Genomic DNA, 14,523 nt, shown 5'->3' on the forward strand with positions numbered 1-14,523 from the left:
GAACGGCTCGGAACAGCCTATCCTACGACATATTCGATCAGCCGTGTCAGAACGGCACATGACCGTTGTTCGACCAGACCGCACGATAGGGGAGGGGGCGTGTTTTTCAGACGTTTGTATCGACGCTCCGCGGAAGATCCGCTGGGCTTGGGCCTGGACAACTGCCGTAGTCACGGGCTGAACAGATCTGGCAATCCTTCCGATCACTAGCTGCGAGGTGTCTTGGATTGGTCGTCGTCTTGCAGGATGAATGAGAGCACCGAAGTGGACCAATAACTCGGTGCCACCTTGACCATTTGGCGGATCTGCGGCAAAATAAGAGTGCAAATCTACATGATTCCTCGTGGGCGAAAGACTGATGGTCCGTTCCACTTAGGAAGAGAAAATCCCCTCCCTCTCGATATATTTTAGCTCCCAAGATGTTTGTCAGGGTAGCGAAACCTAATTGAGGTTTTGCTTTATTTAACGTAAAATTCGCTAATAAAGTCAATCGAAATTGAACAAGGCGTAATCCCTGTTTCAGGGGTAATCGCGGCTGAATTAGAGGCGGAGCCAATTCGCTGAGCACAGTTTTAAACGTTACGGCTTGGTTCGCATTTTCTTCTACGGTTTCATAACAGAATGGATAGAAGTCTTCGGAGGCCTGTTATGTTTGAGATCGATATTGATGGACTAAGCGGGGATAAAATTTACGGGTTGAGCGGCCGGATTTAAGACCTCAACACGGCGTTAGAATGCAAATGGCGAACACGGCATTGGTGTCGCTCGCTTTGCTGATGCAAATATTTTTATCGATTCTTTCAGAAACCCAAAATCTCTGCGCTGACCGGATACGAGTACGTAATCAAGACTCTATCGATCAAAGGGGAGATGCTTCGCTCATGCTTGCCAGAAATTCAACCAGCGAAATCTACACCTATGCTTCAAACAATGTGGCGCCATTCATGAATTTACCGCTGGTCCATTCTTGGTTGCTACCCAATTTCAGGGATTGCTTTTGAATGGGTTGCCTTTCTAATGACGCGTCGCTTGGAGACGAATTCTTATGGGATATTTAGAATAGTGATTAATATCTGTGTTCAGTGCCGACTTGGCACAAAGCTTATTCGGCTAGGGTTGCCCACTCTAAGCCCTTTGAACCCTGCGACTTGAAAGAAGCGATCTTTTCGCCCTTTGCTTAAATCTCACACCCGGTGAATGTCAAAGTCTGGCAAACCGCTTCCTAAAGGGGCTAATGCGTAATGAAGTGTACAATTGCAGCGGCGATTATACTGACATCGGGAACATGTTTATCGTCGTCTGCCTGGGCGCAGGAAGTCTATGATTTCCAGGACGCGAAAGGGCAGTCATTCATAACCGCTAAATATTATGGTGTTGATGACGGGCCTTACAGCGCCAGTGATCAGTCATCGACGTGGAATTTCAAGCAGTTTGATGTTGATCAGCTCAATCTTGCGATCAAGCATTGGGCGGAAATTATTCAGGTTATTCCGGGAACGTCACCCGCAATTTTCAATATAGGCACAATGGAAGACTACAATGCCTATGCTTACAGTCCGATAGCCTTTGACGAAGTGGGTGCGCCAACAAAAGTTGGAGCAGTACTCATGAACCAGAACCCGGGAGAGCCGATCAATGGTGCGCATGGGTTTATCCAGATCGGAACTCTTCCCTGGTCAGGGGAGGGATACATCCCTTCACAACTCCCTTCGAGCTCTGAGATTTCGCTTACCACCACAATGGTCCATGAAATTGCGCATGCTTTGGGCGTTTTAAGCAATTTTGAGGGGGATATGCAGGAGAATGGCTTGGCTCTTGTTGCCACAGGTGAAAACCCAAATGCTTGGACAAGCCATCTTTTTGATGACAATGGGCAGCAACTCAGACCCGATCAGATCGTCTGGTGCGCATTCTGTGACAACATAGATACGAGTGATGATGATGAGCCTCTCACTCCTGAAGACATATTCGACGTTCGTGAAAACAAGCCGTATTTTGGTGGTGCGCATGTCGATGAAGTTCTTGTGGGGGGAATGGCAGGTGTCCCTCTAAGCATGGTCTCTGAACGGGACCCTAGCGTACCAGATGCACCTTTTCTCGCACATATCGAGCTTAAAAACAGTTTGATGAGCCATCAGGCTTATCGCAACTATACAAATTTCATGGAAGCAGAACTGGCGATATTGCAGGACCTTGGTTACAAGATCGACCGTCGGAATTTTTTTGGTTATTCCGTGTACGGAGACAATCAGAGCTTTATAAATGACAATCCGTTCTTTGGTCGTAATGCTGAAGGCACAGCTTATGTTCAGAATACATATAATACAGCGACCCTCGGTCTTGGATTGCATGTCTATGGCAGCGACAACACTATAACCCAGCGTGCTGATCTGTTGTCTGCTGGCGCAGGCGGTGCTGGTATTCGTGTTGATGGCCAGAGCAATAATCTGACCATTTTGCGTGGAACACGCGTTTATGCCGACGGTGTGAATGGCCGTGGCGTGATGTTTACCTATGGCAAGAACCATGGGCTAACGCATCGTGGTGATATCCAGGCGCTCGGCCAGGATGGTATCGCAGTCAGCTTTGACTTTGGCCATAATGCTATGGGGGACGACGGTCAACTCGGTGAATATCGAGGCTCCTACATTCTGCGTGGAGAACAATCTCTCAGTCGCTACACTCAGGAAGTTTTGGAAGCCACATGGAATGAGCTCAATGGCTCACTTGTGTCCTCATTTGATCTGACGGGGCGCGTGGCAGGCAGTAAAGCTGCGATCTACATGTCGGATAATGCGCTGGTTGACCGTATTAATGTCATGCGGGGCGCTCAGATTTCCGGCGATATAATCTCTAACTATCAGGAATTGAATGAAGACGGCGATCTGCGTCTGACCAATCTGACATTTGGCAATCGAGCCGATGAACGCGGCAACTCGACCGCGTCTGCGGATTCCGATTTTGCCCTTACTTATGATGGCAATATCACAGGCAAAAATCTGTCGCTGCAAATCAATGGTGGTAACACCACATTGACCGGTGATCATCTGCTTTACAACGCGACAATCGCGCAGGCTGGCTCGCTTTCGGGCAGCGGCTCTTATCAGATCTATTCTGAGCAGTTATTCCGCAATGATGGCATACTCAATCCTTCAGTAACCGGCCAGGCCGTTGAGATTTACGGTGATTATCTCCAGTCGAAGACAGGCACTCTGGCCCTTTCTTTTAACAATCAGCAAGCCATGAGCAGCTTGATCGTCAATGGAACGGCTGGTCTTGACGGTACAATTTCATTTGCACCCGAACGCGGCTGGTATGCCAATGGTTTCACGATCACATCGAACGACTGGCTGAAGGCACAAGCTTTTGAGGGAGATTTCAACACGGTCTCGACTTCACTTGCTTCGCCAACACTGAATGCAACGGCAACGCATGATGGCGACAATATCTACACGGTGTCCCTGAGCCGTTCAGTCAATGCTTATTCGCGATATGCTGATAGCAGCAATGGCCGCAATGTTGGCTCTGCCATTGATAAGATGGGTAACGATGCAGTGCCGGAATTGCAGTCGCTTATTACTGCCCTGGATTTTTCTGCTGCAGATGGATCGACCATTCGCTCTGCACTGCCGGTTCTGTCGTCCGAAGCCTATGCATCCGCCAGCGGTGTGCTTGTAAATGCAAGTGGTGCAACACGCTCGGCCATCAATAATCGCTTGCAACAAGCGTTTGGTGGAACACCTGCAGCGCCGGTATCGGTTGTGGCTTATGCGTCTGCTCCGCAAACCCATGCAGCTGGCAATGCGATCAATGCCGCAGCACCACAGCCAACGCTCAGCAATGATATGTCCCGCTATGCCGCATGGAGTGCCGCTTATGGCCGCTGGTCGAGCCAGTCCGCCAATGGCAATGCAGGTCAGACCAAATCCACGCTTGGAGGTTTCAGCACCGGTATTGATGCCGCAGTTTATGACAACTGGCGTTTGGGCGCGATGGCTGGCTACAGCCGCTCGACGTTCAAAACCGCATCACGTAATTCATCGGGTTCAAGCGATAATTATACGCTGGGAGCCTATGGCGGCACAGAATGGGCGGCAGCAGCAGGTTCGGTCGGTCTGCGCGCCGGTCTTGCCTATTCATGGCATAATCTGGAAATGGGCCGCTCTGTCGCCTTCAACGGCTTTTCGGATAGCCTGTCTGCTGACTACAATGCGGGCACATTCCAGATCTTTGGTGAACTAGGATATAAGCTCAATGTGACTTCGCGCGCGACAATCGAGCCATATGCCAATCTGGCCTATGTGCATCTTAAAACAGACGGATTTACGGAAAAAGGAAGCAACGGTGCCGCACTTTCCGTGCAGTCCGATGGCATGGACACCACCCTGTCGACCCTTGGCTTTCGTGCGGCCACCAGCTTTGAACTTGGCAATATCGTAACAACAGCGCGTTCTGATCTTGGCTGGCGGCATGGCTTCGGCGATGTGATCCCGTCATCGCCGGCAAGCTTTGCAGTAGGATCAGATATGTTCACTGCAGTTGGTAACTCGATCGGCAAGGATACGGCATTGCTTGAAGCGGGCCTTGATTTTGCGGTCTCACAGAATGCTACGCTTGGGGTTGCCTATCACGGTCAGTTTGGCTCACGGCTTACACAAAATGGCGTAAACGCAAATTTCAGCGTGAAGTTTTAGTGAGTCCCTGCCGTTCCGTCGTTCTTTAGAGTGGCGTAGCATTGACCTCAGCTGCGTCGAACTTAGGCGAATAGACACCGATATGAAAGAGATGAACGCGGCGCATGAAGGGAAGACGGTTAGTTCACCGAGCCGGGATAAATCGCAAGAAAAGGTGGAATATCTTCGGTGAGATTCAGAGCGCATGCCGTCCGCCGAGACTCGGTCATCAGACGGAAACATTGCCCATCGCTCATCTTTTTCAACGACCGATGCACATGTCGACATGATCCAGCATCAAAGAATTGAGTCTACGATGCACTTTGTTTCATCCGACAAAGCCGGACTTCAACTGTTTCGGTGTGATCCCGTATAATTTCCTGAACGCGGTCGCAAAACTAGCGGGATTTTCATATCCGCACATATAGGCGGCTTGAGAAACGGACATGCCTTGCGTTTCAAGCGCGGAGCGCGCGCGTTCTAATCTTTCATTGCGGATGAAGTGAAACACCGTCATGCCATAGTGGTCTTTGAACGTGCGTTGAATAGTAGAGGCATTTGAATGCAATGCACGAGCAATGCCGGCGATGGTCAATTCTTGACTGATACTACCGAGGATATGATGGCGAATATTCTCTGCTTGGCGCCTTTTTCCGATATTCTGTGAGGGCTTTTCTTCAAAACCGCGGCCCGTCTCAGCAATTAAGTTTGCACAGGCCGTATAAAGTATATCCATTCCCAGTGACCGGCGGTGCAGGCTCTGTAACTCTCTCTCGACTGACGGCGGAGGATTGAGCATTTGTGCAACTGCCTGAGTGATTTTTTCACCCGGTGTGAATTCAAACGTATTCAGATGTCCATCCAAGAAATGCTTTAGCTTTGGCATCTCTTCTGGGTTTGTGTTGAGGAGTGTTTCGATCCAGGGGCGCGGAACTGATATCTGGACCTTGTTTAATGGAACAGAGCTTTCATTGAAAAACCGCAACGAGCAGAAGTCAGCTACATTGAGCATAAAGACGATGGGCGTCGCAGTTTCACCATCTCCCGCTGATATATCAAACCGTACGCCATCCATCTCGAAATGTTGTGAGCCGTTCAGGAGGACCATTACCAGGAGCTTCGGCCAAACCTCGTAACTATTGGAATCTGGCGTGCAACTAGGCGTCCCCTGTGTTGCTCCAACGAAAATTTGCTGTGGTATATTCGGTCTTGTGTTCATAGCGTTCTGGTCTCGGCGCACTAAGTCGCTGTTTTAACGCGCATCTTGGTCTCAAAACCGGTTCACACTTTTGGCGATGCGCTCTCAACGCCGCCTTTTTAGCGTAGGTTTTTGCCGTTTTTGACGAAGTGATTTTCATCGACACGCTTAATTCTAGTCATATAGATGAGTACGTCAATCAAGTTTAAGCTGCGTACAATTGGCATCGCAGCAGGAGTTGTCGATGTTGCTCGTTTTGCGCCCTTACATTCTTCCTCTTCGTCAAGTTCGGCTTATCTTGCTGACAGCCGCAAGTACGGCAATTTTCGCGACTTTGCAGCCAGGAGAGCTTGGAAAAGCTTACGCACAGGAAAATGCTGAGGCGATCAAGTTAAACGTCATTGAAGTGAGTGGTCGAGGCGGGGAAAGGGGGGACGGCCCGGTTCAGGGATATGTGGCGCGCCAAAGTCTGACGGCGACAAAAACAGACACTCCCATCCAGCGCACACCGCAGTCTATTGCGGTGGTGACAAAGGATCAGATGCAGGACCAGAGCGTGCAATCGGTTGCCGAGGCCTTGCGTTATACACCGGGTGTATTCACCGAATACCGCGGTGCTTCTAATTTAAGAGACGAAGTCTTTGCGCGTGGATTCTATTATATTCCGCGCTACCTCGATGGCATGTTCCTTTCGGGTGAGCTTTCTTATGCGCAGATCAACCCGTATTTGCTCGAACGCGTTGAATTGATTTCCGGCCCGTCTTCCGTTCTCTATGGCCAGGCCAATCCCGGCGGAATTCTCAATATGGTTTCGAAGAAGCCAACAGACGGACCATTGCGCGAGATCGAAGTTTCTGCTGGAACGAATAAAAATGTCAGCGCCTCGATTGATATCAGCGATAAAGTCCCCGGAAGTGATACTTTATCTTATCGTATCGTAGCTACAGGGCTAAGGACGGACCTGCAAGAAGACTATGCCAAGAAACGTGGATATGCGATTGCCCCTTCGCTTACGTGGTCGCCGGATGCAGATACAAAACTTACGGTTTTGGGCGGCTATCAGAACGAGCCGCACGCAGGATTCCGCAACTTCCTAGACGCTGCCGGCACTTTGACGCCGATCGAAGGCTATGGCTATGTGCCACGTGATTTCTTCGTGTCTGATCCAAATTACGAACACTTCAGCCGCGAGCAGGCATGGATTGGGGCAGAGCTGGAACAGACATTGAATGACACGTTCACCTTCCGCCAAAAGGCCAGATATTATGAGATGAACATGTCTCATCGTTCGCTTATCTGGGGCTCAGCTAGTGCTGATCGCGTGACTGGATACGCGACAACGATCACGCGAGCAGCCTCGGGTGGAACGGACAAATGGAAACAGTTTACATCTGATAGCCAGTTTCAGGCGGAATTTGATACTGGGGAATTCGAACATACTATGCTCGCCGGTGTAGATGTTAGATATCGTGTCCGTGACTATCGTTGGGGCAGAGCATCCGTACCATCGATCTCGCTCACGGATCCCCAATATGGTGGGTTCGATTACGATTCTGTTGAGCTTGTTACAAATAGTCTAGAACATCTCACGGCGCGCCAGACAGGCATTTACCTTCAGGATCAGTTGCAAATCGGCGGACTTAATATTCTGGCTGGGTTACGTTACGATTGGGCGAACACTGAAATTGACGACCGGCTGAATGGCAATGACCAGTCGTATGATGATAAGGCACTTACCTGGCGTCTTGGCGCTCTTTATGCATTCGATAATGGGTTTGCGCCTTACGTCAGCTATTCAACGTCTTTTGATCCGGCTCTTTACTCTCCATTGGCAGGGCAGCCAGCTTTTGATCCGACGACGGCTAGTCAGCTGGAAGTTGGCGTCAAATATGCACCCGAAGGTAGCAGCATTTTGCTGACCGCGGCGTATTATGATCTCAAGCAAAATGATGTTGTGAGTGGTGCCTGGGATAGTACGCTTGGTCAAACTGTCTATTCGCAAATTGGCAAGATACACAATCACGGTATCGAGCTCTCGGCGCGCGGCAATGTCATGGCTAACCTGTCACTGATTGCAAGCTATGCGTACACGCGGTCAAAAATCGAAGAGTCAGTTACGGCGAGTGAAGTGAATATGACGCCTGCACGTATCCCGGAGCATCAGGCCGCTTTGTGGGGAACCTATGACTTTGTCGGTACGCAACTTGAAGGTCTGAAGCTCGGTGCTGGTGTCCGTTATATCGGCAAGAGTTGGGGTAACAATGCCAATAGCTTTGAAGTGCCATCTGTGGCGCTGGTCGATGCCATGGTTAGCTACGATTTTGGAGCTCTGAAACCTGAGTTTGATGGCCTCTCCTTGCAAATAAACGCGAAGAACCTTGGCGACAAAAACTATGTGGCTTCCTGTGCGAATGCCTATGCGTGTTTCTACGGTGAAGGTCGCAGTCTCACAGCAACTCTAAAGAAGGCTTGGTAGTCTTGATATCGCAACAGCCTTTTATCTCTATCTTGGCGATGATTATGGTCATCACTTCGGTCATAACAACCGCGAAAGCTTCACAGAATGTATTGTTAGCGAAGACACACCTCGAGGCTGGGATAGCGAAAGAGCTGCCAATCGACGCAAAGGTTGGAGATTATGTTGTCGTAAGCATGAATTCCGAGAAGGGGATTTATGATCTCAGCCTGCTGGATCAAAAGGGGCATCATGTAAGGCGCCTCGCGTCGCAAGCGACCGGCGAACGTGTTTTTCGGTTTGTTGCGGAGGAGGGAGTTCGTTTCAAATTGTCTGTTTTGACGGCGGGTGATTTCCGCCTGTCTATGGAGAAGAAGTTTCCTGCTCATGAAATTGGACAGCAAGTACGCAATGAGACCCAAGTTCTGATCAGCCCGGCATTGAAAAAACTTGCTGGTGACTTGTCAGAGGGCGGCTCAACTGAGACGTTCTGGCGGGACATCAAGAACAGCGGTACACCGCTGTTTGAAGATGGAGATGATGGTCAGAAAATTATGACATTTCTGGTTCGAGGCGCGCACAACAATGCGCGGATCTTTGGCGCACCAACCGGCGAACATGAAGAAATGGAGCGACTGGGTGTTTCTGATGTCTGGTTCAAAAGCTTCATGGTTCCGGCTGATACGCGACTGTCTTATCAAATCGCGGTTGATGTGCCGGTAATACCTGGAACAACGCGTGAGAAACGTGTTGCAATCCTTGCGACAGCAAAGGCAGATCCGTTTAACCTTCATCCAACTCCCGCCGATGCACCCGATGCATTTAATCAGGATTCGGTATTTGAAACGGAAAGCAGCCCGCAACAACATTTCATCAAGCGGCAGAGTAATCCTAAGGGCACGTTGGAAAACTTTGACTTTGAAAGCGCGCGGCTTGGAAATCGCCGCAGAGTTACAATCTATCGTCCGGCTAATTTTGATGCCAGTCGCGATGACACAATTTTGCTATTCGTTTTCGACGGCGCTGAGTATCAAACTAAAGTGCCGACGCCGCTTATTCTCGACAATATGATTGCTGAGAAACTTATCCCGCACGTGGTTGCAGTTTTTGTAGCTAATCCCGATAGCAATACGCGTGCAAAGGAGCTGCCGGGAAATAGCGATTTCGCGGATTTCATGGCCGAAGACCTTTTGACGGAGGTGCTCAGAAGGACACAAATAAAACATCGCGCAGAGCGAACTGTTCTGGCAGGTTCAAGTTATGGTGGATTGGCATCCATGACAGTTGCGCTTGCCCATCCTAATATTTTTGGCAATGTTCTTAGCATGTCTGGTTCGTTCTGGTGGAGTCCTGAAGGCACGCCGCGTGACCGGAATGAGTATGTCGCTTACCAAACTGCAAATGCCAAGAGGCTGCCCCTACGGGTATATATCTCTGCTGGTCTGTTTGAAACAGGCCATAGCGGAGGTACGATGTCGATACTGGACACAAACAGGCATCTGCGCGATGTTTTGCAGGCAAAGGGAGTTCCGACGCGCTATCAAGAATATTCAGGTGGCCATGACTACATCATATGGCGAGGGGCGCTTTCTGACGGATTAATTAGTCTATTTCAGTGACAGACAAGCAGCTGGAAAAAATATCACGAAAGATTAGGTCAAGTGAAGTAGGTTCGTGAGCGCTTTTTGGGTCGTGCTTTATGGCTACTATCAAGCCATACAGGCTACGCTTTCATCAGTGACAACCTTGCGTGAAACCCAAGTGTTAGCGGTAGCCATGCGAAGGAAACTGCCTTGGTACCGACCCTGCAAATTGAGCGCGCTGTTCTGACCGCTAGAGATGATGCGCCAAGAATTTCAGCAAGAGTACTTCGAGCGGAGGAAAGGGCGGGGACTGCTGGTCGCGGATAAAGCCCAGGCTTCGAGATTGGCCAAATCCGAGGTCAGTGCGCGCAGCGTGCCTTAACCCATGTCTTGATTGACCAGATGACGGAGTGTCTCGACATCTTGGTCTGTCAATATCCTTGCCAGCATATCGCATTTGTTCATCGGCAGGGCTACGGAAATTGTGTTAATTGTTTCAGCGCGCCGCTCGGTGGACACATCCAGGATTATGGTCGTGCCGTCGATTATCCTGGGTGAAGCACGAGATCGGCTCTTCAGGTCTTCGATCTTTTCCAGACGCGATTATCACCAATTTCAGTGATTTTGTATTCTGCTTCAATAATATCAAAAATCGGACAAGAAAAACTGATGAAAAAGCTGGAAGGCAACTTCGGATCATCTGCATCGCTTCCAATCAAACAAGAATTCAGAGTATCTGCAGCATCGTAGCGGATCAGCATGAACTCACTGCACTATTTCAACATCCGGTTGTTTTGGCGTAATGGTTAGCGGTTGTTCCGACAGATCCCTGTAGCAGACCAATTAGACCACCCAAAGCCGTTGCAGATGAAACAAGGCCCCGTCCACCCGAGAAGGGGATGGCGCACACTGCTCCGAAAAATTTGAGCCCACGACTGGCCAATTTCAAGGGAAAACCTCTCAGGGCTTTCTGTGGGTTCTCTCTGTAACGCGCCGAGAACTCAGTAATGTTATGGTCACGGTTGCGGCGGAAATGATAAGACAGTGTAAGTCGGGTTGTCGGAACTGCTTCGTAAACGATCGCATCGCTGGCCCAGCCGGTTTTAGCACCAAGGCTCTTGGCCTTTGCCCATAAGTGCCAATCTTCTCCGCCCGACAGATTATATCTTTGATCGAAACTAAGGCCTGTTTCTCTGAAGAAACTCAGGCGCCCCATCCAGCTTCCTGTCGCAATCTTGATCGTATGCCCTTGTCCCGAATTGGACCTCAACTTGCATTTCCGCTCCGACTTCAAACTGCTCTGTTTTAATCCCGACCACACCACTTTTTGCATAAGTGTGAGGTCGGGTTCAAATGGGACAGGTCGGACAGGTGAACCAATAATATCCAGATCCAATCGGTCCCGTTCCGCCAGTAATTTGACCAGCCAGTCTTCTGCAACCCATTCATCATCATCGACAAAGACTAGAAAGTCATAGCCTTTATCGACAGCGTAGTTCAGCGCGGCATTCCTCACTGCGGAAATGCCGGGTGTTCCTTCGTGGAAGTATGCAACTTCGGTACCTGAAACGTCTCTGCGGAATGTATCAATAACGTCGTCTAATGAACGTTGGTCGTTATTCTCAACGATCAGGAAAGAAACATTATCGGAAGACGGGTGGATTAACTCACTAAAAGACGCAAACAAATTCGCGAGCATCTTCGGTCTGTCGCGGGTAACCACGGAAATACAGATACGGCGTCCCAATTTTGCCCCCGCCCTTCAAGTGATGCAATTACCTGAAGAATGAATGGACCATAGGCATCAAAACTAACAATCACTGAAACTTGGTATTTTTGCTTATTTCTGAGCAAAAATAGTACTGTAAACGGGAGGCTTGTTATCTGCAGGAGCTGTCAGATTTGCTTCTGTCCGCATGTCGAAGGGGCTGGGTTCAGAGCTTTCTTCGTTGCTCGAACATTGGGCAGCGAGCTGCGATGCCTCAGTAGATGCCAACCTCTTTCGGTTGATATTTTTCGACAGAGCCAAGACAAGGTGGGATAGTTCATCTGCATCGAAGGAGCACATCATAAAATCAGCCGTGCGACTTTTCCTGATCTGCGTTCTGCATCATGTGATACTCAGACGCCTGTTGCATAGAGCGATGGCGCGATTGTTCCATGGCTTCGGGCAAAGGAATACCGCGATTGGCCGCTTCGGTGAGATAACCGGAGCGCAAACCATGTGCGGAACACTCCTCCGGCTTAAGCCCTGCCATTCGCGCACGCTGCTTGACGATCCGGTTGAAGGCGCTGGGTTCGAGCGCTCGTAGAGAAACATTGCCCCAGCGAACGATTTTGCGAAACACGCTGCCTTTGTCGATCTTGGCTGCTTTCAGCCAGCGGTTAAGGGCTTCGACGGGCCGGCCGGTCAGATAGACGATTTCATCGTGATCGGCACCACTGGTTTTGGTGCGATCAAGATGCCGAGAGAGGGGAGGGAAGAACCGTCCTCATCGGTCAGAGGGGATGTTTGACAAGCTGTTCTATGCGCAATCCTGCTATTTCGCTGGGCCTGCAGCAATTGACGTGGCCAAGCTGGTAGCTCGGCCAGTAGGTCTCGATGGTGCAGAAACCTGACAGGATGCTCACCAGCGAGACAGCTTGGCAAAAGACTGTGGCTCGCGAAGCCGTCATTCGGCCCCTCGCGTTCGTCAAGAGGCTGATCGGCCCGGAGAGATTTGCCCCGTGCAGGCAACTGGGTCTCAAGCCAACGAGGTTCTATGAGTTGCTCGGTCAATTCCGGCGAAAACCGGTTATCAGTTCATTGCTGGATGACACGCCCGGCCTAGAGAGGGGGACGGCTTTTGTAATCGGAACAGGAAGATACCGTCACTTGCGCATCGTGGACCCGATCGTCGGTCGAAACGCGGGCATAGTCGATAAGATGTTTGCGCGGCGGCGCCGGATTGGCAGACTGCCGTTTTGCCATGGTTCCTTCGCCCGATTTTCAGGTGCTCTGTACAGATAAGGAATGCGTGAGAAAATTTTAAGATGCATGCGTGGAATAGAGGTGGATTACCGCCCCGCCAACGACGTTTTAACAAGCGAGACAGGGACAGGGAGCATAAGAAAGGCATTCCGCGCCTCAGCAGGCCATTTTGGTTGAAATCGCCGGAAGCGTTGCAGTTCAGGGGATCGAAGGGGACAAGCATAGGTCCGGAGTGCAACTGGCGCAGCCCGCTGAAGGAAATGTTCAGTCAGAAGTTGGAAACGCGCGTGTATTGATCAGGACCAGCCTAGCATTTTCGAGTGGAACTACTTAAACCGAGAAGGAGTCCGATCGCGAAGAAGCGAGAGCAGGGCTGAATTGATGTATAGATTTTCCCGTCCAGTTTTTGCCTCTTCAAGCAAGCCGATCTCAACAAGCGCCTTCAGGTAGACCGATGCGGACTGACGCTTTGCAATGCCGACATCCACGAGATCGCTGATCCGGCAGTACGGATTGACGAAGATCAGTTCGGCCAGTTCACGTGTGTAGATCTTCGGGAGATCGCGGCGGATGCGTTCTGCAGTCTGATCAAGTAAATCACGAATAGCCCGAATCCGAGTCGTCGACCATTCAGAGGTCTCACGGATAGCTTCGAGCATGTAAAGGATCCAGTCCTCCCACGACCCTTTTGTTGTTACGGCTAGAAGCCGATCGTAATAGGCACGTTTGTTGCCGATAATGTATCGGCTTAGGTAAAGGACTGGAATATCCAGAAGGCCTTTGTCTACAAGGTAGAGAAGGTTGAGGACACGACCAGTGCGGCCGTTGCCATCGATGAAGGGATGGATCGCTTCAAATTGGTAGTGCATTACCGCGAGACGGACCAGTGGATCGATATCCTCGGCTTCATGAATGTAATGCTCCCAGTTGGCCAGCTTGTTTCGGAGCAATTCCTGTCCTTCTGGTGGAGTGTAAATCACCAAGCCCGTCGCTTCGTTCATCAGCGCCGTGCCCGGTGTCGAGCGGATGTCGAGTTCAACGCCCTTGATCCTACGGCAGACGGCTACCGCAGTAGATGTTGAAACTGGACGCTCTCTAAGTGAATGGAACCCTTCATTTAACGCCGTACGATATCGCAGTGCCTCTTTCGTTGCGGGGTCGGCTTGACCTCCAGTCTCATTGGCGAAGCGGAACAGTCGATCGGTCGTGGTGACTATATTCTCGATTTCCGAGCTCGCCTGCGCCTCAAGCAGCGGGATCGAGTTGATGAGGACCGATTGATTGGGGATGAGCTGGCCCGACACGCGAAGTTCGGCGAGCGAGGCCCTTGCCGCGATGCAAGCTTTTAGGACAGCCTTTTTCTCTATGTCCTCTCTCGGAGGCAGCGACGGAAGGTCGTTATAGGGGTGGTCTGGACGAAACGTCATGTCGATTAATCCTGATTTAGACGACATGACGTATTGGATATGTCGTCGCTATCGACGTGTGACAAAATCGTGTCGATATAATCGGATTATATCGACACGTTCTGTGATCGCAAGCTGCTTTTGCAAATACCGAAGATATGGATGAATGATCAAATGAAAGCGTAGAATTTATGCCGATTACAGCCCCGGCGGCAGCGACTTGTTTAACAATCAAGA

The 14,523-nt window shown here is 50.3% G+C and carries 8 protein-coding genes and 1 pseudogene; 4 read left to right on the plus strand and 5 right to left on the minus strand.

Translation table 11 applies throughout. The features are described from left to right. The first annotated feature begins 740 nt into the window (after nucleotides 1-740). Nucleotides 741-1,001 (plus strand): hypothetical protein, encoded by a 261-nt coding sequence (locus tag KMS41_19075; protein ID QWK80712.1) that lies wholly within the window; start codon nucleotides 741-743, stop codon nucleotides 999-1,001. A 792-nt stretch (nucleotides 1,002-1,793) separates the two neighbouring features. Continuing rightward, nucleotides 1,794-4,694, plus strand: a complete 2,901-nt coding sequence (locus KMS41_19080) for an autotransporter domain-containing protein (protein QWK81113.1) — start codon at nucleotides 1,794-1,796, stop codon at nucleotides 4,692-4,694. Between the two features lie 307 nt (nucleotides 4,695-5,001). Here the strand turns inward: KMS41_19080 and KMS41_19085 are convergent, their stop codons facing one another. After that, nucleotides 5,002-5,781 carry a helix-turn-helix transcriptional regulator gene (locus KMS41_19085; protein ID QWK80713.1) on the minus strand — a complete coding sequence of 260 codons (780 nt, stop codon included), beginning with the start codon at nucleotides 5,779-5,781 and terminating at the stop codon, nucleotides 5,002-5,004. 334 nt (nucleotides 5,782-6,115) lie between these two features. On the opposite strand from KMS41_19085, the gene KMS41_19090 reads away from it, so the two are divergent. Beyond that, nucleotides 6,116-8,347, plus strand: coding sequence for a TonB-dependent siderophore receptor (locus KMS41_19090; GenBank protein ID QWK80714.1), 2,232 nt, complete (start codon nucleotides 6,116-6,118; stop codon nucleotides 8,345-8,347). A 44-nt stretch (nucleotides 8,348-8,391) separates the two neighbouring features. Further along, nucleotides 8,392-9,945 (plus strand): DUF3327 domain-containing protein, encoded by a 1,554-nt coding sequence (locus tag KMS41_19095; GenBank protein ID QWK80715.1) that lies wholly within the window; start codon nucleotides 8,392-8,394, stop codon nucleotides 9,943-9,945. A 539-nt stretch (nucleotides 9,946-10,484) separates the two neighbouring features. Here KMS41_19095 and KMS41_19100 read toward each other — a convergent pair. From KMS41_19100 to KMS41_19115, 4 genes and pseudogenes are all read right to left on the minus strand, one after another. Continuing rightward, nucleotides 10,485-10,670 carry a hypothetical protein gene (locus KMS41_19100; GenBank protein QWK80716.1) on the minus strand — a complete coding sequence of 62 codons (186 nt, stop codon included), beginning with the start codon at nucleotides 10,668-10,670 and terminating at the stop codon, nucleotides 10,485-10,487. Between the two features lie 17 nt (nucleotides 10,671-10,687). After that, nucleotides 10,688-11,608, minus strand: a complete 921-nt coding sequence (locus KMS41_19105; GenBank protein ID QWK81114.1) for a glycosyltransferase — start codon at nucleotides 11,606-11,608, stop codon at nucleotides 10,688-10,690. A gap of 368 nt (nucleotides 11,609-11,976) precedes the next feature. After that, nucleotides 11,977-12,465: pseudogene (locus KMS41_19110) on the minus strand (tyrosine-type recombinase/integrase). A gap of 741 nt (nucleotides 12,466-13,206) precedes the next feature. After that, the gene (locus tag KMS41_19115; GenBank protein QWK80717.1) at nucleotides 13,207-14,307 is read right to left on the minus strand and encodes a Fic family protein; all 1,101 of its coding nucleotides are present in this window, start codon (nucleotides 14,305-14,307) and stop codon (nucleotides 13,207-13,209) included. Between the last annotated feature and the right edge of the window lie 216 nt (nucleotides 14,308-14,523).

The sequence above is a fragment of the Ochrobactrum sp. BTU1 genome, from assembly GCA_018798825.1.
Lineage (GTDB): Bacteria > Pseudomonadota > Alphaproteobacteria > Rhizobiales > Rhizobiaceae > Brucella.

Bases quoted from the DNA above. Each gene is read 5' to 3' on its own strand.
- KMS41_19075 (QWK80712.1), top strand. From the start codon at position 741: ATGGCGAACACGGCATTGGTGTCGCTCGCTTTGCTGATGCAAATATTT.
- KMS41_19080 (QWK81113.1), top strand. From the start codon at position 1,794: ATGCAGGAGAATGGCTTGGCTCTTGTTGCCACAGGTGAAAACCCAAAT.
- KMS41_19085 (QWK80713.1), bottom strand. From the start codon at position 5,781: ATGGTCCTCCTGAACGGCTCACAACATTTCGAGATGGATGGCGTACGG.
- KMS41_19090 (QWK80714.1), top strand. From the start codon at position 6,116: ATGTTGCTCGTTTTGCGCCCTTACATTCTTCCTCTTCGTCAAGTTCGG.
- KMS41_19095 (QWK80715.1), top strand. From the start codon at position 8,392: ATGGTCATCACTTCGGTCATAACAACCGCGAAAGCTTCACAGAATGTA.
- KMS41_19100 (QWK80716.1), bottom strand. From the start codon at position 10,670: ATGCTGATCCGCTACGATGCTGCAGATACTCTGAATTCTTGTTTGATT.
- KMS41_19105 (QWK81114.1), bottom strand. From the start codon at position 11,608: ATGCTCGCGAATTTGTTTGCGTCTTTTAGTGAGTTAATCCACCCGTCT.
- KMS41_19115 (QWK80717.1), bottom strand. From the start codon at position 14,307: ATGACGTTTCGTCCAGACCACCCCTATAACGACCTTCCGTCGCTGCCT.